The 19,217-nt window shown below is 71.4% G+C and carries 16 protein-coding genes and 1 pseudogene; 15 read left to right on the plus strand and 2 right to left on the minus strand.

The window, feature by feature from the left end:
* Positions 1-199 precede the first annotated feature (199 nt).
* From ACLBYE_RS15145 to dxr, 6 genes are all read left to right on the plus strand, one after another.
* Positions 200-1,267, plus strand: a complete 1,068-nt coding sequence (locus ACLBYE_RS15145; RefSeq protein WP_020092974.1) for a 30S ribosomal protein S2 — start codon at positions 200-202, stop codon at positions 1,265-1,267.
* A gap of 118 nt (positions 1,268-1,385) precedes the next feature.
* Positions 1,386-2,312: a translation elongation factor Ts gene (gene tsf, locus ACLBYE_RS15150; RefSeq protein WP_042676079.1), complete on the plus strand. Its 927-nt coding sequence runs from the start codon at positions 1,386-1,388 to the stop codon at positions 2,310-2,312.
* A 476-nt stretch (positions 2,313-2,788) separates the two neighbouring features.
* Complete coding sequence (gene pyrH / locus ACLBYE_RS15155) at positions 2,789-3,511, plus strand: UMP kinase (protein ID WP_026604897.1); 723 nt, start codon at positions 2,789-2,791, stop codon at positions 3,509-3,511.
* Between the two features lie 113 nt (positions 3,512-3,624).
* Positions 3,625-4,188, plus strand: coding sequence for a ribosome recycling factor (gene frr / locus ACLBYE_RS15160; RefSeq protein WP_012320386.1), 564 nt, complete (start codon positions 3,625-3,627; stop codon positions 4,186-4,188).
* 19 nt (positions 4,189-4,207) lie between these two features.
* The gene (locus ACLBYE_RS15165) at positions 4,208-5,065 is read left to right on the plus strand and encodes a phosphatidate cytidylyltransferase (RefSeq protein ID WP_447694796.1); all 858 of its coding nucleotides are present in this window, start codon (positions 4,208-4,210) and stop codon (positions 5,063-5,065) included.
* 19 nt (positions 5,066-5,084) lie between these two features.
* Positions 5,085-6,263 carry a 1-deoxy-D-xylulose-5-phosphate reductoisomerase gene (gene dxr, locus ACLBYE_RS15170; protein WP_447694797.1) on the plus strand — a complete coding sequence of 393 codons (1,179 nt, stop codon included), beginning with the start codon at positions 5,085-5,087 and terminating at the stop codon, positions 6,261-6,263.
* A 46-nt stretch (positions 6,264-6,309) separates the two neighbouring features.
* Here the strand turns inward: dxr and ACLBYE_RS15175 are convergent, their stop codons facing one another.
* Positions 6,310-6,948, minus strand: coding sequence for a TetR/AcrR family transcriptional regulator (locus ACLBYE_RS15175; protein ID WP_447694798.1), 639 nt, complete (start codon positions 6,946-6,948; stop codon positions 6,310-6,312).
* Positions 6,949-7,085: 137 nt separating this feature from the next.
* On the opposite strand from ACLBYE_RS15175, the gene ACLBYE_RS15180 reads away from it, so the two are divergent.
* From ACLBYE_RS15180 to lpxB, 9 genes are all read left to right on the plus strand, one after another.
* Positions 7,086-8,339 (plus strand): HlyD family secretion protein, encoded by a 1,254-nt coding sequence (locus ACLBYE_RS15180; RefSeq protein WP_447694799.1) that lies wholly within the window; start codon positions 7,086-7,088, stop codon positions 8,337-8,339.
* 8 nt (positions 8,340-8,347) lie between these two features.
* Positions 8,348-9,934, plus strand: coding sequence for a DHA2 family efflux MFS transporter permease subunit (locus tag ACLBYE_RS15185; RefSeq protein ID WP_020092983.1), 1,587 nt, complete (start codon positions 8,348-8,350; stop codon positions 9,932-9,934).
* A 180-nt stretch (positions 9,935-10,114) separates the two neighbouring features.
* Positions 10,115-11,269 (plus strand): M50 family metallopeptidase, encoded by a 1,155-nt coding sequence (locus ACLBYE_RS15190; RefSeq protein WP_020092984.1) that lies wholly within the window; start codon positions 10,115-10,117, stop codon positions 11,267-11,269.
* A 433-nt stretch (positions 11,270-11,702) separates the two neighbouring features.
* Entirely contained in the window at positions 11,703-14,273 is a 2,571-nt protein-coding gene (bamA, locus tag ACLBYE_RS15195; RefSeq protein ID WP_447694800.1) for an outer membrane protein assembly factor BamA, read from the plus strand.
* A gap of 50 nt (positions 14,274-14,323) precedes the next feature.
* A complete protein-coding gene (gene lpxD / locus ACLBYE_RS15200) occupies positions 14,324-15,382 on the plus strand; it encodes a UDP-3-O-(3-hydroxymyristoyl)glucosamine N-acyltransferase (RefSeq protein WP_447694801.1) in 1,059 nt (352 codons plus the stop codon).
* Between the two features lie 109 nt (positions 15,383-15,491).
* Positions 15,492-15,968: a 3-hydroxyacyl-ACP dehydratase FabZ gene (fabZ, locus tag ACLBYE_RS15205; RefSeq protein WP_331317020.1), complete on the plus strand. Its 477-nt coding sequence runs from the start codon at positions 15,492-15,494 to the stop codon at positions 15,966-15,968.
* A complete protein-coding gene (lpxA, locus tag ACLBYE_RS15210; RefSeq protein WP_447694802.1) occupies positions 15,965-16,783 on the plus strand; it encodes an acyl-ACP--UDP-N-acetylglucosamine O-acyltransferase in 819 nt (272 codons plus the stop codon). Before fabZ ends, lpxA begins: the two co-directional genes overlap by 4 nt.
* An 11-nt stretch (positions 16,784-16,794) precedes the next feature.
* Positions 16,795-17,664 carry an LpxI family protein gene (locus tag ACLBYE_RS15215; protein WP_447694803.1) on the plus strand — a complete coding sequence of 290 codons (870 nt, stop codon included), beginning with the start codon at positions 16,795-16,797 and terminating at the stop codon, positions 17,662-17,664.
* Positions 17,661-18,839 (plus strand): lipid-A-disaccharide synthase, encoded by a 1,179-nt coding sequence (gene lpxB / locus ACLBYE_RS15220; RefSeq protein WP_447694804.1) that lies wholly within the window; start codon positions 17,661-17,663, stop codon positions 18,837-18,839. The genes ACLBYE_RS15215 and lpxB overlap by 4 nt, the downstream gene beginning before the upstream one ends.
* Positions 18,840-18,848: 9 nt before the next feature.
* Here the strand turns inward: lpxB and ACLBYE_RS15225 are convergent.
* Positions 18,849-19,217, minus strand: a pseudogene (locus ACLBYE_RS15225) (peptidase inhibitor family I36 protein); the annotation flags it as partial.

The raw sequence follows: 19,217 nt of genomic DNA on the forward strand, positions 1-19,217 counted from the left end.
GTCTGAACACAGGCTGTGATTGAGGGCTGGCCCGCGCCGCCCCGCCGCTTCTTGCCTTCGGACCCGCCCTCTGCTAAGCGCCCGCCCATCCCACACGCGGAGCCGGCCTCATGCCTGAATGAGGCGTTTCCGGTGGTCGTCCGAACTCTCGGCCGACCGCATCCCTCCGCGGCGGATATAACCGGAGAGCACAAGAGCCATGGCCGTCGATTTCTCTATGCGTCAGCTCCTCGAGGCGGGCGCCCATTTCGGTCACCAGTCCCACCGCTGGAACCCGAAGATGCAGCCGTACATCTTCGGCACCCGCAACAACATCCACATCATCGACCTCGCCCAGACCGTGCCGGCGCTGCACCAGGCGCTGCAGGCGGTGAGCGACACCGTCGCCAAGGGCGGCCGCGTGCTGTTCGTCGGCACCAAGCGCCAGGCGGCCGACACGATCGCCGAGGCGGCCAAGCGCTCGGCCCAGTACTACGTCAACTCCCGCTGGCTGGGCGGCATGCTCACCAACTGGAAGACCATCTCGGGCTCGATCTCGCGCCTGCGCAAGGTCACCGAGACGCTGGAGACCGGCGGCCCGGGCCTGACCAAGAAGGAGCGCCTGATGCTCTCCCGTGAGAAGGAGAAGCTCGAGAAGGCGCTCGGCGGCATCAAGGACATGGGCGGCGTGCCGGACCTGCTGTTCGTGATCGACACCAACAAGGAGCAGCTGGCGATCAAGGAGGCGAACCGCCTCGGCATCCCGGTGGCCGCCATCGTCGACACCAACTGCAACCCGGACGGCATCAGCTACATCGTCCCGGCCAACGACGACGCCGGCCGCGCGATCGCGCTGTACTGCGACCTGATCGCCAAGGCCGCCATCGACGGCATCTCGCGCGCCCAGGGCTCGTCGGGCATGGATATCGGCGCCTCCGAGGAGCCGATGGCCGAGGAGCTGCCGGCGAACGACGACGCGGCCGTCACGGTCGAGTCCGACGCCCTCGACCCGGCCGACGTGGCGATGCTCGCCGAGTCGACCGAGCACTTCGAGCTGCTCGCCGCCCCGCGCGGCGCGCCGGACGACCTGACCAAGCTCAACGGCGCCGGCCCGCAGATCGTGCAGAAGCTCAACGACGCCGGCATCTACCACTACTGGCAGCTCGCCGCGATGACCCCCGAGGACGTCGCCAAGGTCGATGCCGACCTGAAGCTCAACGGCCGCATCGACCGCGATTCGTGGGTCTCGCAGGCCCGCGGCTTCGTCGAGGCCGCCGCCGCGGCCTGATCCAACGGGGCTTCGCGGCGGCACCGTCATCGGGCCGTCGCGGATCCAGGCATACCGGGCCCGGCCGCTCACCCGCGCGCCGGGCCTCTCTCATCCAGACCACACGAAAGGGACCGCCATGGCCAACATCACCGCCGCGATGGTGAAGGAGCTCCGGGAGAAGACCGGCGCCGGCATGATGGACTGCAAGGGCGCGCTCAACGAGACGCAGGGCGACATCGAGGCCGCCGTCGACTGGCTGCGCAAGAAGGGTCTCGCCAAGGCCGCCAAGAAGGCCGGCCGCGTCGCCGCCGAGGGCCTCGTCGCCGTCGAGTCCGCCGGCCGCCACGCCGCCGTGGTCGAGGTGAATTCCGAGACCGACTTCGTCGCCCGCAACGACGCCTTCCAGGCCTTCGCCCGCGAGGCCGCCAAGATCGCACTCAACACCGACGGCACGCTCGAGGGCCTCCAGGCCGCCCATTTCCCGGGCGCCACCGAGACCGTCTCGGAGAAGCTGCAGGCCCTGATCGCCACGATCGGCGAGAACATGAACCTGCGCCGGGTCACCAAGCTCGAGGTCAAGAAGGGCGTCATCGCCTCCTACGTGCACAACCAGATCTCCGAGGGCCTCGGCAAGATCGGCGTGCTCGTGGCGCTCGAGTCCGAAGGCGACGTCGACGCGCTCTCGGCGCTGGGCCGCCAGATCGCCATGCACATCGCGGCGACCAACCCGGTGGCGCTGGACGCCTCGGGCGTCGACGCCGCCACGGTGGAGCGCGAGTCGAACATCCTGCGCGAGAAGAACGCCGGCAAGCCGGACCACGTGATGGCCAAGATCGTCGAGAGCGGCCTGAAGAGCTACTACAAGGAGGTCACCCTCTTGGAGCAGCCCTTCGTGCACGACGGCTCCAAGACCGTGAGCCAGGTCCTCAAGGAGGCCGGCTCCAAGGTCGGCGGCCCCGTGACCCTGACGGGCTTCGTCCGCTACGCGCTGGGCGACGGCATCGAGAAGGAAGAGGGTCCGGACTTCGCCACCGAGGTCGCCCAGCAGGCCGGCCGCGCCTGACACCGACCGCGGCCGCCCGGTTTGCCGGGCCGTCGTGAGATCAGCCCCGTCCGGCACGCGCCGGGCGGGGCTTCGCGTTTCCGGAGCCGCCCGATCGATCCGCGCCGGGTCGTGTTGCGCCGCACACCCCGCTGTGCGGCGCCGCGCTAGGTTCCGGGCATGCCTCTGAAGCCCTTCTCCTATCTCATGATCGGCGTGTTCGCCTCCGGCCTCGCCATGACGGTCTTCGGCGCCGTCGGCGTCCTCGCCGGCAGCTGAGAACCGGCGCCGGCGCTCCGGACCCGGACCGCGCCGACGGCGCGGACGTCCTCCCCAGGGCGCACGACTCACGCGCGTCTCTCGCACGTCGCTCGCGCGCCGGTAGCATTTCGGCCCGCGATCCCCGCTCTATCGGTGCCGGGCCTCTCGACGGCGCTCGGGCGGTTGACGTAGAAGCCTCCCCGCTTGCGCGATGCGGGATGGAGCCGGGGGCCCAGATGCCGGAGACGACGCCGTTTCGCCGTATCCTCGTGAAGCTGTCGGGGGAGGCACTCGCCGCTCCGGACGGCTACTGGTTGCATCCGCCGACGCTGGCGGCGCTCGCCGAGGACATCGCCCGCACGATCGAGTCGGGCGCCGAGATCGCCATCGTGGTGGGCGGCGGCAACATGATCCGCGGCGCGCGGATCTCCGCGGCCGGCTGGATCGACCGGGCGACCGGGGATTCGCTCGGCATGATGGCCACGGTGATGAACTCGCTGGCCATCGAGACGGCGCTCAACGCCGCGGGCGTGCAGGCGCGGACCATGTCGGCGGTGTCGATGCCGACCATCTGCGAGACCTATGCCCGCCAGCCGGCCCTGCACCACCTGGACAAGGGGCAGGTCGTCGTCCTCGCCGGCGGCACCGGCAACCCGTTCTTCACCACCGACACCGCCGCGGTGCTGCGGGCCGCCGAGCTGCGCTGCGACGCGGTCCTCAAGGCGACGCAGGTGGACGGCGTCTACTCGGCGGATCCGAAGAAGGATCCGAGCGCCACGCGCTACGACCGCATCACCCACGACGAGGCGATCGCCCGCGACCTGAAGGTGATGGACACCGCCGCCTTCGCGCTGGCCCGGGAGAGCCGCCTGTCGATCGTGGTCGGCTCGCTCCACCCGCCGAGCTCGATCGCCGCGATCCTGTCGGGCGACGCGCCCTCGACCCTCGTGGCGCCCTGACGCGCGGCACGACCGGGCCGCGACCGTTTGCGGCCCTGAAAAAATTCGTCCATTGAGGCCGCGACTGCCCGCGCCGGGCTCAAGACCACGTCAGACGTCTCGGGACGACCCTCATGGCCACACCGGAATTCGATCTCAACGACATCAAGCGCCGCATGCAGGGCGCCGTCGCCTCGCTCTCGAAGGATCTCGGCTCGCTGCGCACCGGGCGCGCCACGCCGTCGCTCCTCGACCCGATCCAGGTCGACGCCTACGGCTCGATGATGCCGATGGCCCAGGTCGCCACCGTCAGCGTGCCGGAGCCCCGGCTCCTGTCGATCTCGGTCTGGGACCGCAGCATGGTCACGGCCGTCGAGAAGGCGATCCGCGAATCCGACCTCGGCCTCAACCCGCAGACCGAGGGGCAGACCATCCGGCTCCGCATCCCCGAGATGAACGAGCAGCGCCGCAAGGAGATGGTCAAGGTCGCCCACAAGTACACCGAGGAGGCCCGCGTCGCCGTGCGCCACGTGCGCCGGGACGGCCTCGACCACCTCAAGAAGCTCCTGAAGGACAGCGCCATCTCGGAGGATGACGAGAAGCGTCAGGCCACCGACGTTCAGAAGGCGACCGACCAGTACATCGCCGAGATCGACGGCGTGCTGGCGTCCAAGGAGAAGGAGATCATGCAGGTCTGAGGCGCGGGACGGGACGCGCGTGACCTCCGCCGCCGCACCGGCCGCGCGTCCCTCGGGACGGCGCGAGCTGTGGCTGCGCGTCGCCTCGGGCCTCGTGCTCGGCGCCGGCGTGCTGGCCGCTCTGGTCTATGGCGGCTGGCCCTTCGCGGGGATCTGGCTCGCCGCCGGCATCGTCGGCTTCGCCGAGTGGATGGTGATGAGCCGCACGGAGCCGCGCGAGGTGCTGATCGCGCTGGGCGCGGCGACGCTCGGCGCCCTGCTGCTCTGCCAGCGCGGCGGCGCCCCGACGCCGGCCTGCCTCGCGGTCCTGCTGCTCGGCGCCGCGGCCTGCGCCACGGTCGCGCGGACCGGCCGGGGGCGGCTCCGTGCCTTCCTCGGCGTGCTCGGCGCGGCGGCGATCGCGGCGGTGCCGGTGGCCCTGCGCGACGACCCCGCCATCGGCCTCGTCGGGCCGGCCTGGATGTTCGCGGTGGTCTGGTCCACCGACATCGCAGCCTACTTCGCCGGTCGGAAGATCGGCGGCCCCAAGCTGATGCCCCGGGTCTCGCCCAACAAGACGTGGTCGGGCGCCCTCGGCGGCCTCGTCGGCGCGGTCGCCGCCGGGACGCTGGTCCCGGTGGTCGCCGACCTCGCCGGTATGACCCTGCCCAGCGCCGCCTCTCTCCCGGTCGTGGCGGGGGTGAGCGCGCTCGCCTCGGTCCTGAGTCAGGCCGGCGACCTGATCGAATCCGGCCTGAAGCGCCACTACGGCGTCAAGGATTCGGGCAAGATCATCCCCGGCCATGGCGGCGTCATGGACCGGCTCGACGGATTCTTCGCGGTCGCCGTGCTGGCGGCCGCCTATCTCGCCCTGCGCGGCGGCGGTCTGATCACGTGACGATGAGGGAGTTGAACCCGTGACCCAGGTCGTCACCGTCTTCGGCGCCACCGGCTCGATCGGCCGCTCCACCGCCGACCTCCTGGCGCAGCACGCCGACCGGTTCCGCGTCGGCGCCCTGGTCGGCGGCAAGGATCCCGTCGCCCTGGCCAAGGTCGCCCGCGAGCTCAACGCCTCCTTCGCGGCGCTCGCCGACGAGGCCGCCGGCCCGGCGCTGGCCGAGGCCCTGTCGGGCTCCGGCATCCCGAGCGGGGCGGGGGAGGCGGCCGTCATGGAGGCCGCCGCCCGCGACGCCGACATCGTCGTCGCCGCCGTGAGCGGGGCGGCCGGGCTGAAATCGACCCACGCCGCCCTCCGCCTGGGCCGCAAGGTCGCGCTCGCCAACAAGGAGAGCCTCGTCTGCGCCGGCGACGCCTTCATGCGCGACGCCGCCCGCTACGGCGCCACGATCCTGCCGATGGATTCCGAGCACGACGCGCTGAGCCAGGCGCTGGCCGGCCGGCCGCTCGCCGACGTCCGCACCATGATGATCACGGCCTCGGGCGGCCCGTTCCGGACCTGGACCCGCGAGCGGATCGCCGCCGCCTCCGCGGCCGAGGCCGCCGCCCATCCGACCTGGTCGATGGGCATGAAGATCAACATCGATTCGGCGAGCCTGATGAACAAGGGGCTCGAGCTGATCGAGGCGCACCACCTGTTCGGCATCGAGCCCGAGCGCCTCGACGTGGTCGTGCACCCGCAATCGGTGATCCACGGCATGGTTTACTGGCTCGACGGGGCGGTGACCGCCGAGCTGGCGCTGCCCGACATGCGCGTGCCGATCTCGCACTGCCTCGGCCTCGGCGACCGGCTGACGATCGAGCGGGGCCGACCCCTCGACCTCGTGAAGCTCGGCTCGCTGACCTTCGAGGCCGCGGACGAGGCGCGTTTCCCGTGCCTGCAGATCGCCCGCGCGGCCCTGGCCGCCGGCGGCGCGGCGCCCACCGTGATGAACGCCGCCAACGAGATCGCGGTGGCGGCCTTCATCGCCGGCCGGATCGGCTTTTACGGGATCAGCGATCTGGTCGAGCGCGCCTGCACCCACTTCGCCGGCCAGTACCGGGCCGCGCCCGCCGACGTCGACGAGGCGCTCGCCATCGACGCCCACGTGCGGATCTGGAGCGCCGAGGCCCTGCCGGAGCTGCGCGCCGCCGGCTGAACCCGGTCATTGCGAGCGCAGTGACGTTTCCCGCCGGAGCCGCGCCTCAGCGCGCGGGGCCGTACCCGGCCAGGAACACCCGCACCGCCTCGTCGACCTGATGGCGCATCTCGGCCTCGCCGGCGATGCCGCCCGCCGCGAACAGCAGGCGGGTCAGCAGACCCGCCTGGCAGAGATGCAGGAAGTGCCGGGCCGCGAGCTCGGTGTCGGCGATCGTCAGGCGTCCTGCCTGGACCTGCGCGTCGAGGTAGCGCGAGAGGCGCTCGACGCCGCGGGCCGGACCGGCCTGGTAGTAGACCTGCCCGAAGCGCGGAAACTTCTCGCTCGCGCCGATGACCATGCGGACCAGCGAGACGTGCGCCGGCCGGCACATCTCGGTCAGGAAGCTGCTTCCGAGCCGGGTGAGGACGTCCGGCACGTCGGGATCGTCAGCGTCGAGGGTGAACAGGGCCTCGGCGAGGCTGGCCTTCTCCTGGATGGTCAGCGCCTCGAACAGGTCCTCCTTGTTCTCGAAGTAGACGTAGAGCGTGCCCTTCGAGACCCCGGCCGCCCGGGCGATCTCGCCCATGCTGGCGCCGTCGAACCCCGCCGCCAGGAACACCGTCCGCGCGCCCTCGAGGATCTGCTGCCGCTTGTCGCCCTCGTGCTGGGCCTGACCCCGCTCCAGCGCCGCACCCTGAGCCATCATCCCGCTCCGCACCGTGACACCGTCACGCTTGACCGAACCGTTCGGTCAAAATAACCTGCGGCTTCTTCGGGGGCGCGTCAAGCCGTGCCTCGTTATTGACCGAACGGTTCGGTCATTGATGTCGAGGCGCTGATATGTCCCTACGCGAGGACGCCGATCGGCCGAATTCCGGTCTCGATGCCGGTATTGAGACCCGAATCGAGGCCGGGGACGAGGCGCGCGCCGAGCGCACCGCGCCGCCCGCCGCCGCGGCGTCCCTGCCGACGCCCGTGCCGGTCGAGGCGCCGCCCGCCCGCAAGCGCTCCGTGAAGCGGCTCGTCCTGCTCGGGCTGCTGACGGCTGCCCTGGGCGGCGGCGCCTACGAGGGATGGCAGTGGTGGACCGTCGGGCGGTTCTTCGTCTCGACCGACGACGCCTACGTCCAGGCCGACATCTCGGTCCTCGCGGCCAAGATCCCGGGCTACCTCCAGTCGGTCCCGGTGGTGAACGGCCTCGCGGTCAAGAAGGGCGACGTCATCGCCAAGCTCGACGACGGCGACTACCGCCTCGCGCTGCAGGCGGCGCAGGACAAGCTCGCCACCCAGGAGAGCACGATCGCGCGGATCGGCCGACAGGCCGAGGCGGCGCAGGCCCAGGTCGCCCAGGCCGCCGCGCAGCTCGACGCGACCCGCGCCGACGCCGTCCGCGCCCAGGCCGACTTCGCCCGGTCGACGCAGATGCAGGCGGATTACGTGGCCAAGTCGCGCATCGACCAGACCCGCGCTGACCGCGACCGCACCGAGGCCTCCGTGAAGGCCATGGAGGCCGGCCTCCTCGCGGCCCGCGCCAACGTGGACGTGCTCCAGGCGCAGAAGCGCGAGGCGGAGAGCCTCGCGGCGGAGCTGCGCACCGCCGTCGACCGGGCCCGGCGCGACCTCGACTTCACGGCGATCCGCGCGCCCTTCGACGGGGTGGTCGGCAACAAGGCCGTCGAGGCCGGCGCCTATGTCGGGCCCGGCACGCGGATCGCCGCGCTGGTCCCGCTCCAGAGCGTCCGGATCGACGCGAACTTCAAGGAGACCCAGGTCGAGCGCATGCGTCCCGGCCAGCCGGTGACCGTGACGGTCGACGCCTATCCGGACCGCGAGATCCACGCCGTGGTGGAATCGTTCTCGCCGGCCTCCGGCTCGGTGTTCAGCCTGCTGCCCCCCGACAACGCCACCGGCAACTTTACCAAGATCGTCCAGCGCCTGCCCGTGCGGGTGCGCGTGCCCGAGGAGGTCGCCCGCGAGGGCCTGCTGCGGCCGGGCCTGTCGGCGGTGGTCCGGGTCGATACCCGCACCGGCGCGGACCGCTCCGTCCTCGACCGCGCCTCCGCGCCGCGGCCGGTCAGCACCGCGAGCCGCTGAGACCGGCGATGGCCGCCAGCGCCGCCCTCGCGCCCGGCGCGCCGATCCGCGCCGCCGAGCCGCCCCTCGACCGCCGCCGCATGGTGGCGTTCGTCTGCATGGTCTTCGGCATGTTCATGGCGATCCTGGACATCCAGATCGTCTCGGCCTCCCTGAACGAGATCCAGGCCGGGCTCTCGGCCTCCGGCGACGAGATCCCCTGGGTCCAGACCAGCTACCTGATCGCCGAGGTCATCTCGATCCCGCTCTCCGGCACCCTGTCGCGGGTGCTCTCGACGCGCTGGATGTTCGCCATCTCGGCGGGCGGCTTCACCCTGATGAGCCTGATGTGCGCCACCTCCTCGTCGATCGGCGAGATGATCGTCTGGCGGGCGCTCCAGGGCTTCATCGGCGGCGGCATGATCCCGACCGTCTTCGCCGCGGCCTTCACGATCTTCCCGCCCTCGAAGCGGACCATCGTCTCGCCGATGATCGGCCTCGTGGCGACGCTGGCGCCGACGATCGGGCCGACGGTGGGCGGCTACCTCACCGACCTGATGTCCTGGCACTGGCTGTTCCTGATCAACGTCGTGCCGGGCATCTTCGTGACGGTCTCGACCTGGATCCTGGTCGATTTCGACGAGCCCAATTACGGCCTGATCAGATCGTTCGACTGGGCCGGCCTCGCCTTCATGGCCGGCTTCCTCGGCTGCCTCGAATACGTGCTGGAGGAGGGGCCGAACCACGACTGGCTGCAGGACGAGGCGGTCTTCGCCTGCGCGGTCGTCTGCGGGACGTCGGCGCTGCTGTTCTTCTGGCGTGTCTTCACGGCCAAGCAGCCGATCGTCGATCTCAGGGCCTTCTCGGACCGGAACTTCGCCAGCGGCTGCGTGGCGAGCTTCGTGCTGGGCATCGGCCTCTACGGGCTGACCTACATCTACCCGGTCTACCTCGCCCGCGTACGCGGCTACTCGGCGCTGATGATCGGCGAGACGATGTTCGTCTCCGGCCTGTGCATGTTCGCCACTGCGCCGATCGCCGGCCGGCTCTCGGGCAAGGTCGATCCCCGGATCATGATGGGGATCGGCTTCGTCGGCTTCGCCTGCGGCACGTGGATTGTCACGGGCCTCACCAAGGACTGGGACTTCTACGAGCTGCTCGTGCCGCAGATCCTGCGCGGCTGCTCGCTGATGCTGTGCATGATCCCGATCAACAACATCGCGCTGGGCACGCTGCCGCCGGCGCGGATGAAGAACGCCTCGGGGCTGTTCAACCTGACCCGCAACCTCGGCGGCGCGGTCGGGCTCGCACTGATCAACACGATCCTCAACGACCGCTGGGACCTGCACCTCGCCCGGCTGCACGAGCGCTTCACCTGGGCCAACACGGCCGCGCTCGAGCGGCTCGACGCGATGCAGCGCGGCTTCGACGCCTACGGCAGCGCCGCCTCCGACATGGCGCTGAAGGCGATGACCAACACGGTGCGGATCCAGGGCCTCGTCATGGCCTTCGAGGACGTGTTCCTGTCCCTCACCGTCCTGTTCCTCGCGATGGCCTGCGCGGTCCCCATGATCCGGCGGCCGAACGCCGGCGCGGGCGGGGGCGGCGGCCACTGACGGGCGGTCCCCGGCGGGCGGGACCGACCCCGCGCGATCGGCCGGTGCGGAATCGGACGGCGCGTGCGACCTTCCGCGGCCGGGCCGCAGGATTGCGTTGGCGGTCGGCACCGCCGATCTGCTAGACAGGGCGGATGGCCGGCCCGAGAAGCCGGCGCCGAGACGGCCAGGATACGGCTTATGGACTTCCTCAACGCGATGGGCGGAACCGCCGGCGGTTTCTTCGGCGCCGTGATCCCGTTCCTGTTCGTGCTCACCGTCGTGGTGTTCGTGCACGAGATGGGCCACTTCCTGGTCGGGCGCTGGTGCGGGGTCGGCGTGCACGCCTTCTCGCTCGGCTTCGGCCCCGAGCTGTTCGGGTTCAACGACCGGCGCGGCACCCGCTGGAAGGTCTGCGCGATCCCGCTCGGCGGCTACGTGAAGTTCCACGGCGACGTGAACGGCGCCAGCATGCCCGATCCCGAGGCCGTCGCCCGGATGAGCCCGCACGAGCGGGCGATCAGCTTCCCGACCCAGCCCGTGTCCAAGCGCGCCGCGATCGTCGCCGCGGGCCCGGTGGCCAACTTCATCCTGGCGATCCTGCTCTTCGCGGGCGCCATCTGGCTCGGCGGCCGCTACGAGCTGCCCGCCCGGGTCTCGTCGGTGGAGCCGAACAGCGTCGCCGCCCAGGCCGGCTTCCAGCCCGGCGACGTGATCACCGCGATCGACGGCGAGAAGATCGGCGACTTCAACGCCATGTACCGCACGGTGACCGGCAGCGCCGGGACGCCGCTGACCTTCACGGTCGAGCGCAACGACCAGCCCATCACCATCCAGGCGACGCCGGCCACCTTCGAGGAGAAGACGCCGTTCGGCCGCCACCGGATCGGCCGGCTCGGCATCCGCTCGCCCGCGGGCTCGGAGGCGCGGCTCGTGCAGTACGGGGCGCTCGACTCGCTCAATCTCGGCGTGAAGGAGACCTACTTCGTCGTCGAGCGCACCTTCTCGTATCTCGGCAAGCTCGTGACCGGGCGGGAATCCGCCGACCAGCTCTCGGGTCCGATCGGCATCGCCCGCGTCTCCGGCGAGGTCGCCAAGACCGGCGGCGTCGGCGGCCTGGTCGGGCTGATCGCCCTGCTCTCCGTCTCGATCGGCCTGCTCAACCTGTTCCCGGTGCCGCTGCTCGATGGCGGCCACCTGCTGTTCTACGCCTTCGAGGTGGTGCGCGGCCGCCCGCTGAGCGAGCGGGCCCAGGAGATCGGCTTCCGCATCGGCCTCGCCCTGGTGCTGATGCTGATGCTGTTCGCCGCCTGGAACGACATCCTCAACCTCGGCGCCTCCTGGCGGAACACCTGATCCGGGGTGGGCGGGGATCCCGGGATCCCCGCCGGATCGCCGCCGGATCTCCACCGGAAACGCTGCCCCAATCCCGCCGCGATCTCGCCCGGACGCCGCCCGGATGACGCCCCGCCGGCGCGCCGAAACGGGGTTAACGGGTCGTTCACGGGACCGCGAGCGCCGCGAAAAAGGGCCGGTCGCTCAGGCGTTTACGGCGCGTTCACCATGATCCGCGGTTTGCCCGTAAGCTGACCGCACCGTTAAGTGGCGCGAAGGCCACGACCCCCCAAAATCCCCTGACGATGGCCTCCCGCGCGTTTGCTTGGCAGGGGAATCCCGCTAAGAGCTACGCTTGGACCGAAGCCACGCTTGGACCAGGTGACGGGACGGCCGATCAACGGTCGCCCGTGACGGGCTAACCCCCGCGACCAGAACAGAAACGGGCGATTGCATGATGTCGTTGACGGGGAAGCCCCGACGTAAGTCGGTGCGGAAAACCATCGTCCTAGTCACTGCCGGTCTGGGTGTCGTCCTGAGCGGGGCTGCCCAGGCGCAGCAGATCGTCGTCCAGGGCAACCAGCGCGTCGATGCCGACACGATCCGGTCCTACGTGACCGGGACGGCGTCCGGCTCCGCCGAGGAGGCCCGCCGCAACCTGCTCGCTAGCGGGATGTTCTCCGACGTGAAGGTCGCCCAGTCGGGCGGCCGCACGGTGGTGACCGTCCGCGAGAACAACCTGATCAACCGCGTGGTCTTCGAGGGCAACAAGAAGATCGAGAAGGCCACCCTGGAAGGGGTGGTCGAGGCCAAGTCCCGCGGGCCGTACAGCGAGGCGATCATCAACGCCGACCTCGCGCGCATCCGCGACGTCTACAAGCGTTTCGGCCGCGGCACCGCCAAGGTGACCTACCGGACCGTCGACCTGCCCAACGGCCGCGTCGACGTGATCTACCAGATCGACGAGGGCGACAAGACCGGCATCCTCTCGATCAACTTCGTCGGCAACAACGCCTACTCGGAGCGGACGCTGAAGGGGCTGATGAGCTCCTCGGAGATGAACTTCCTGTCGTTCATCAAGACCTCCGACGTCTACGATCCCGACCGCATCACCAACGACCTCGACCAGGTCCGCCGCTACTACCTGAAGAACGGCTACGCCGACTTCCAGGTGGTCAGTGCCGACGCGCGCTACGTCGAGGGCGACAAGTCCGGCTACGTCATCACCATCACGGTGAGCGAGGGCGAGCAGTACCGGGTCGGCGCCGTCCAGGTGGATTCCCGCCTGCCGGGCCTCGACACCGCGAAGCTCGACAGCGACATCGCGACCTCCGTGGGCGACGTCTACAACGCCGACGACGTCGAGAAGACGCTCAACAACGTCACCCGCCAGGTCAACCGCGCCGGCTACCCGTTCGCGCAGGTCCGCCCGACCGGCCAGCGCGACCCGGCGAGTCACCAAGTCTCCCTGGGCTTCGTGGTCGAGGACGGCCCGCACGTCTACGTCGAGCGCATCAACATCCGCGGCAACACCCGCACCCGCGACTACGTCATCCGCCGCGAGCTCGATATCGCGGAGGGCGATGCCTACAACCGCGTGCTGACCGACCGCGCCGAGCGGCGCCTGAACGGCCTGGGCTTCTTCAAGAAGGTTCGCTTCTCCAACGAGCCGGGCTCGGCCCCGGACCGCGTGGTCATCAACATCGACGTCGAGGATCAGCCCACGGGCTCGTTCTCGGTGGCGGGCGGCTACTCCACCCAGGACGGCATCATCGGCGAGGTCTCGGTCTCCGAGTCGAACTTCCTCGGTCGCGGCCAGTACGTCCGCCTCGCCGGCACGGGTGGCCAGTACTCGCGCGGCGTCGACTTCTCGTTCACCGAGCCGTACTTCCTCGGCTACCGCCTCGCGGCGGGCTTCGATGCCTTCTACAAGTACTCTGACCTGACCCGGTACTCGCGCTACGAGACCACGGTGTACGGCGGTCAGCTGCGCCTCGGCCTGCCGATCACCGAGGAGTTCGGCATCACGCTGCGCTACTCGCTGTACAACACCGAACTGAAGGTGCCGAACACCCTCAAGCGGCCCTACAACGACTGCTCGATCCCGATCCCGGGCTACACCGCCACCTACGCGGCGGGCACGATCGACCCGAACACCGGCCGCAACATCGGCGGCCAGTCGATCTACCCGAACTGCGCGTATGACGGCGAGGCCTCGATCGCTATCAAGGGCTCGCAGGGCAACACGCTGACCTCGCTGGCCGGCCTGACGCTCGCCTACTCGACCCTCGACGTGATCGGCGCGCCCCGCAACGGCCTCTACGCCGAGCTGAAGCCCGACGTCGCCGGCCTGGGCGGCGACTCCAAGTTCTTCCGCGTGACCGCCGACGCGCGGTACTACAAGGAGATCTTCGAGGACGTCGTCGGCTTCATCCGCTTCCAGGGCGGCCACATCTCGTCGCTCAACAACGACCCGCTGCGGGTGACCGACCAGTTCTTCCTCGGCCCGTCGCTGGTCCGCGGCTTCGCGCCGAACGGCATCGGCCCGCGCGACGTCGGCATCGCCGACGCCCGCTCGAACGCGATCGGCGGCTCCACCTACATCGGCGGCACGCTCGAAGTTCAGTTCCCGCTGCCCCTCGTTCCGCGGGATCTGGGCCTGAAGGGCGCGCTCTTCGCCGATGCCGGCACGCTGTTCGGCTATCACGGCCAGCGGAACTTCAACGTGAACGGCGACGCCTTCATCAACGGCATCTCGCCGACGACCGGGAAGTGCAACTTCAACGCCTTCACGATCGGCGTGGAGCCGGAATGCGTGAACGTCCGCGACACGGCGGCGATCCGCTCCTCGATCGGCGCGTCCATCCTGTGGAACTCGCCGCTCGGCCCGATCCGGTTCGACTACGCCTACGCTCTGTCCAAGGACGAGGGTCAGAAGGTGTTCGTCCCGATCCTCGGCAAGTTCGGCCATATCGGCGCGGACCAGGTCCAGGCCTTCCGCTTCTCCGGCGGGTCGCGCTTCTGATAAAAAACGCGCGCGCCGGCCGGATTCTCCCGGCCGGCGCGTTGTCGGACATGACAGATCCCGTCTTCTTCACCGCCGCCACCGGCCTCACCCTGGCCGAGATCGCGGCCGCCGCCGGCCTCAGTCTCCCCGAGGGAGCGGATCCGGATCGCCGGTTCAGCGGCGCGGCCTCCCTGGAGAGCGCCGGTCCGGACCACCTCGCCTACATGGACAATGCCCGCTACGGCGACGCCCTCGCGGCGACGCGTGCGGGCGTGTGCCTCATCTCGCCCCGCTTCGCGGCGCGCTGCCCCGCCGGGACCGTCGCCCTCGTCAGCCGCGATCCCTACCGCGCCTACGCGGCCCTGCTCGGCCGCCTGCACCCGGACGCCCTGCGTCCCGGTTCCCAGTTCGCGGTCCGCGGCGTCGCCTCCGGCGCCCACGTCCATCCCGAGGCCCGGCTCGAGGACGGGGTCACGGTCGATCCCGGCGCGGTGATCGGGCCGGGGGCCGAGATCGGCGCCGGCACGGTGATCGGGCCGAACGCCGTCGTCGGGCCGGGCGTCCGGATCGGGCGCGACTGCGCGATCGGCGCCGGCACGACCCTCAGCCACGCCCTCCTCGGCAACCGGGTGATCCTGCATCCGGGGGCCCGGCTCGGGCAGGACGGGTTCGGCTTCGCCATGGGCGCCACCCACCTCAAGGTGCCGCAGGTCGGGCGGGTCATCGTGCAGGACGACGTCGAGATCGGCGCCAACACCACGGTCGACCGGGGCGCCTCGCGCGACACGGTGATCGGGGAGGGCACCAAGATCGACAACCTCGTGCAGATCGCCCACAACGTCGTGATCGGGCGCCACTGCGTCATCGTGTCGGGGGTCGGCATCTCGGGCTCGACCACGCTGGAGGATTACGTCGTCCTCGGCGGGCAGGTCGGCGTCGTCGGCCACCTGCGCATCGGTCGCGGCGCGCAGATCGCCGGCTCGTCCAACGTCAACCGCGACGTGCCGCCGGGAAGCCGCTGGGGCGGGACGCCCGCCAAGCCGGTGCGGGCCTGGTTCCGCGAGCTGACGACGCTCGCGCGTCTCGCCGAACGCTCGGGCAAGGAGCCCGCGGGAGACGACGCCTGACCGGGAAGGCCTTGCGCTTCCGGCGATTTCTTCCGAAGAGGGCGGTCGGCGCGCCGGTGGCGGCCGGATTGTGGGCCGCCGAAGGCGGCAAGTCGAGGTGCGGATATCGATGAGTGAGGCGGCGCGCGAGACCGGCACCGAGCTGGGCATAGCCGATATCCAGACGCTGCTGGAGCTGCTGCCGCACCGCTACCCGTTCCTGATGGTCGACCGCATCGTCGAGATCGACCGGGACGAATCCTGCGTCGGCATCAAGAACGTCACGGCCAACGAGCCGCAGTTCATGGGCCACTTCCCCGACATGCCGGTCTTCCCGGGCGTGCTCCTGATCGAGGGCATGGCGCAGACGGCGGGGGCGATCTGCTGCCGCCACATCCGGGCGGACGGGCGGAACACCAAGCAGGTGTTCTTCATGACCATCGACAAGTGCAAGTTCCGCAAGCCCGTCACCCCCGGCGACCAGGTCCGCTTCCACATGACGAAGCTGAACCAGCGCCGGACCATGTGGTGGTTCCGCGGCGAGGCCCGGGTCGACGGCACGCTGGTCGCCGAGGCCGAGATCAGCGCCATGCTGGTGACGGAGTGACCGCCCCCGTCATCCACCCGAGCGCCGTGATCGAGTCCGGCGCCCGGATCGGCGAGGGGGCGCGGATCGGCCCCTTCTGCCATGTCGGACCCGAGGTCGTGCTCGGCCCGGACTGCGAACTCATCAGCCACGTGGTCCTGGCGGGCCGCACCACCATCGGCCCCCGCACGCGGATCTTCCCCTTCGCGTCGATCGGACACCAGCCGCAGGACCTGAAGTACCGGGGCGAGGCCTCGACCCTGACGATCGGCGCCGACTGCCTGATCCGCGAGGGCGTCACCATGAACCCGGGGACCAGCGGCGGCGGCCTGGAGACCGTGGTCGGCGACCACTGCACCTTCCTGGCCAACTCGCATGTCGGCCACGATTGCCGGGTCGGCGCCCACGTGATCTTCTCCAACAACGTCATGCTGGCGGGCCATTGCAGCGTCGGCGACTACGCGATCCTGGGCGGCGGCGCCGCCGTGATCCAGTTCGCGCGGGTCGGCGCGCACGCCTTCGTGGGCGGGCTGTCGGGCCTGGAGAACGATTGCATCCCCTACGGCATGGTGCTCGGCAACCGGGCCTACCTGTCGGGGCTCAACATCATCGGGCTGCAGCGCCGCGGCTTCGCCCGCGAGGACATCCACGCGCTGCGGCGCGCCTACCGCCTGCTCTTCGCCCCCGAGGGCACGCTGATGGAGCGGGTGGAGGACGTGGCCGCGACCTTCGAGTCCCACGCGGCGGTCGCCGAGATCCTCGACTTCATCCGCCTCGGCGGCAAGCGCTCGATCTGCACGCCGCGCGAGGTTCCGACCCCGATCAGCGCCGCCTGATCGGCCGGGCCGTGACCGAGGCCGATCCCGCCCCCGCCCCAGAGGGGGCCCTGGTCCTGATCGCGGGGGCGGGGCGCCTGCCGGAGCTCGTCGCCGAGTCGCTCCGCCGGGCGCGCCGGCCCTTCCGGGTGATCGCGCTGCGCGGTTTCACCGGCCCGGCCCTGCGCGCCGACGCCGACGCCACGGTCGACCTCCTCGATCTCGCGGCCACCCTGAAGCTGCTGCGGCTCTGGGGGCCGGCGACCGTGGTGCCGGCGGGCGGCGTCTCCCGCCCGAGCCCGGCCGCGATCCTCAACGCGGGCGCCGCCCTGCGCAACCGCGAGGCGCTGCGGGCGATCGCTGGCGGCGGGGACGACCGCCTGCTGCGGGCCGCCGTCGCGCTGGTCGAGGAGGCGGGCCACCGGGTCGTCGGCGTCCACGAGGCCGCGCCGGACCTGCTCTGCCCGGACGGCCCCCTCGGGCGCCGGGCCCCGGACGCGGAGGCGGCCGCCTCGATCCGCACCGGGCGCGGCGTCCTGGACGCCCTCTCGCCCTACGATCTGGGGCAGGCGGTCGTCCTGGCCGGCGACCGGATCCTCGCCGTGGAGGGGCCGGAGGGCACGGACCGCATGCTGGCCCGGGCGCGGGCCCTGGGGCGGCGCCCCTTCGGGTTCGGCCGGGCGATGCCCGCGACCGTGCTGGTGAAGGCCCCGAAGGTCGGCCAGGACCGCCGCATCGATCTCCCGGCCGTCGGCGCGCGGACCGTGCGCAACGCGGCCCGGGCGGGCTGCGCCGGGCTCGCCCTGGAGGCTGGCGGAACCCTGGTCATCGACCGGGCGGCGACGGCCGCGGAGGCCGACCGCCTCGGCCTGTTCGTGGTCGGGTACGGGGGCGCGCCGTGACCGGCCGGCCCCGCACGATCTGGCTCGTGGCCGGCGAGGATTCCGGCGACCAGCTCGGCGCCAAGCTGATGCGCGCCCTGCGCGAGGCCGCGCCCGACACCGTCTTCGGCGGCGTCGGCGGCGAGGCCATGGCGGAGGCAGGGTTCGCGTCCCTGTTCCCCCTCGATGACGTGGCGGTGATGGGCTACCTGCCGGTCCTCGCCCGCGCGCGGACCCTGCTCCGCCGCATCCGCGAGACCGTCGAGGCGACGATCCGCGCCCGGCCCGACGTGCTGGTGATCATCGACAGCCCGGGCTTCACCCACGCGGTGGCGCGGCGGGTGCGCAAGGCGGCCCCCGGCATCCCGATCATCGACTACGTGTCCCCGAGCGTCTGGGCATGGCGGCCGTGGCGGGCGAAGGGCATGCGGCCGTTCATCGACCACGTGCTGGCCCTGCTCCCCTTCGAGCCCGACGCGCATCTGCGGCTCGGCGGCCCGCCCTGCACCTATGTCGGGCACCCGCTGATCGAGCGCCTCCCGGAACTGCGGCCCGGCGCGGCCGAGCGGGAGCGGCGCGAGGCCGTTCCCCACAGCCTCGCGGTCCTGCCGGGCTCGCGCCGGTCCGAGATCGAGCGGCTGATGCCGGTCTTCGGTGCGGCGCTGGCCCGCGTCGCCGAGGGCCTGGCGGTCGAGGCGGTCCTGCCCGCCGTGACCCGGCACAGGGCCCTGATCGAGCGGCTGTCGGCCGGGTGGCCGGTGCCGGTCCGCATCGTCACCGGCGAGGCGCCGAAATACGCGGCCTTCCGGGAGGCCCGGGCGGCGCTGGCCGCCTCCGGCACGGTGACGCTGGAACTGGCGCTCGCGGGCGTCCCGATGGTCGTCGCCTACAAGGTCTCGCGGGCGGAGGAGTTCATCGCCCGCCGGCTGATCCAGGTCCCGAGCATCGTGCTGCCGAACCTGATCCTCGCCGAGAACGCGATGCCGGAATTCGTCCAGGCCGAATGCACCCCGGAGCGCCTCGCGGGCGCCCTGCGGCCGCTCCTGGCCGGCGGTCGCGAGCGCGACGTCCAGCTCGCCGCCCTCGGCCGCATCGACGGGCGGATGCGGCTCGCCGCGGAGGACACGCCGAGCCGGGCCGCGGCGCGGATCGTCCTGCGCGCGGCCGGGGGGCAGGGCGCGGATCCGGCGGCGTGACGGCGCCGCTCAGCCGGCGCGGCGGCCGCAGCGGATATAGGTCGAGGTCCCGCGGCTGCTCGACCAGGTCAGGTGCTCGCCGTCGACCTGCAGGCGGACCTGCGACGACCAGTGGCGGCCGCGATCGCTGCACTCGGCGGCCGTGACCCAGGCGCCGCCGCTCCGTCGCACGTCGTGGAACAGGCAGAGCGTGCGGCCCGCGCGTGCGCGGTCCTGCGTGATCGTGGCCGGGATGTAGCCGCGGCGCCGCGACCGCGCCCCGCAGGCCTCGGGCGTCGGGCCCCAGACACCGACATACTCGGCGGCGGGCACCGCGACGGCCGGAGCCGCGCCCGGGGCCGGGCGGGCATTCGCCGCGGTCGCGGGCGGCGCGGCGGC

Source organism: Methylobacterium sp. A52T (assembly GCF_053346095.1).

Coding starts and splice junctions, on each gene's coding strand:
- frr (WP_012320386.1), top strand. CDS start 3,625: ATGGCCACACCGGAATTCGATCTCAACGACATCAAGCGCCGCATGCAG.
- lpxD (WP_447694801.1), top strand. CDS start 14,324: ATGACAGATCCCGTCTTCTTCACCGCCGCCACCGGCCTCACCCTGGCC.
- pyrH (WP_026604897.1), top strand. CDS start 2,789: ATGCCGGAGACGACGCCGTTTCGCCGTATCCTCGTGAAGCTGTCGGGG.
- tsf (WP_042676079.1), top strand. CDS start 1,386: ATGGCCAACATCACCGCCGCGATGGTGAAGGAGCTCCGGGAGAAGACC.
- ACLBYE_RS15190 (WP_020092984.1), top strand. CDS start 10,115: ATGGACTTCCTCAACGCGATGGGCGGAACCGCCGGCGGTTTCTTCGGC.
- ACLBYE_RS15145 (WP_020092974.1), top strand. CDS start 200: ATGGCCGTCGATTTCTCTATGCGTCAGCTCCTCGAGGCGGGCGCCCAT.
- ACLBYE_RS15175 (WP_447694798.1), bottom strand. CDS start 6,948: ATGGCTCAGGGTGCGGCGCTGGAGCGGGGTCAGGCCCAGCACGAGGGC.
- ACLBYE_RS15180 (WP_447694799.1), top strand. CDS start 7,086: ATGTCCCTACGCGAGGACGCCGATCGGCCGAATTCCGGTCTCGATGCC.
- ACLBYE_RS15185 (WP_020092983.1), top strand. CDS start 8,348: ATGGCCGCCAGCGCCGCCCTCGCGCCCGGCGCGCCGATCCGCGCCGCC.
- bamA (WP_447694800.1), top strand. CDS start 11,703: ATGATGTCGTTGACGGGGAAGCCCCGACGTAAGTCGGTGCGGAAAACC.
- fabZ (WP_331317020.1), top strand. CDS start 15,492: ATGAGTGAGGCGGCGCGCGAGACCGGCACCGAGCTGGGCATAGCCGAT.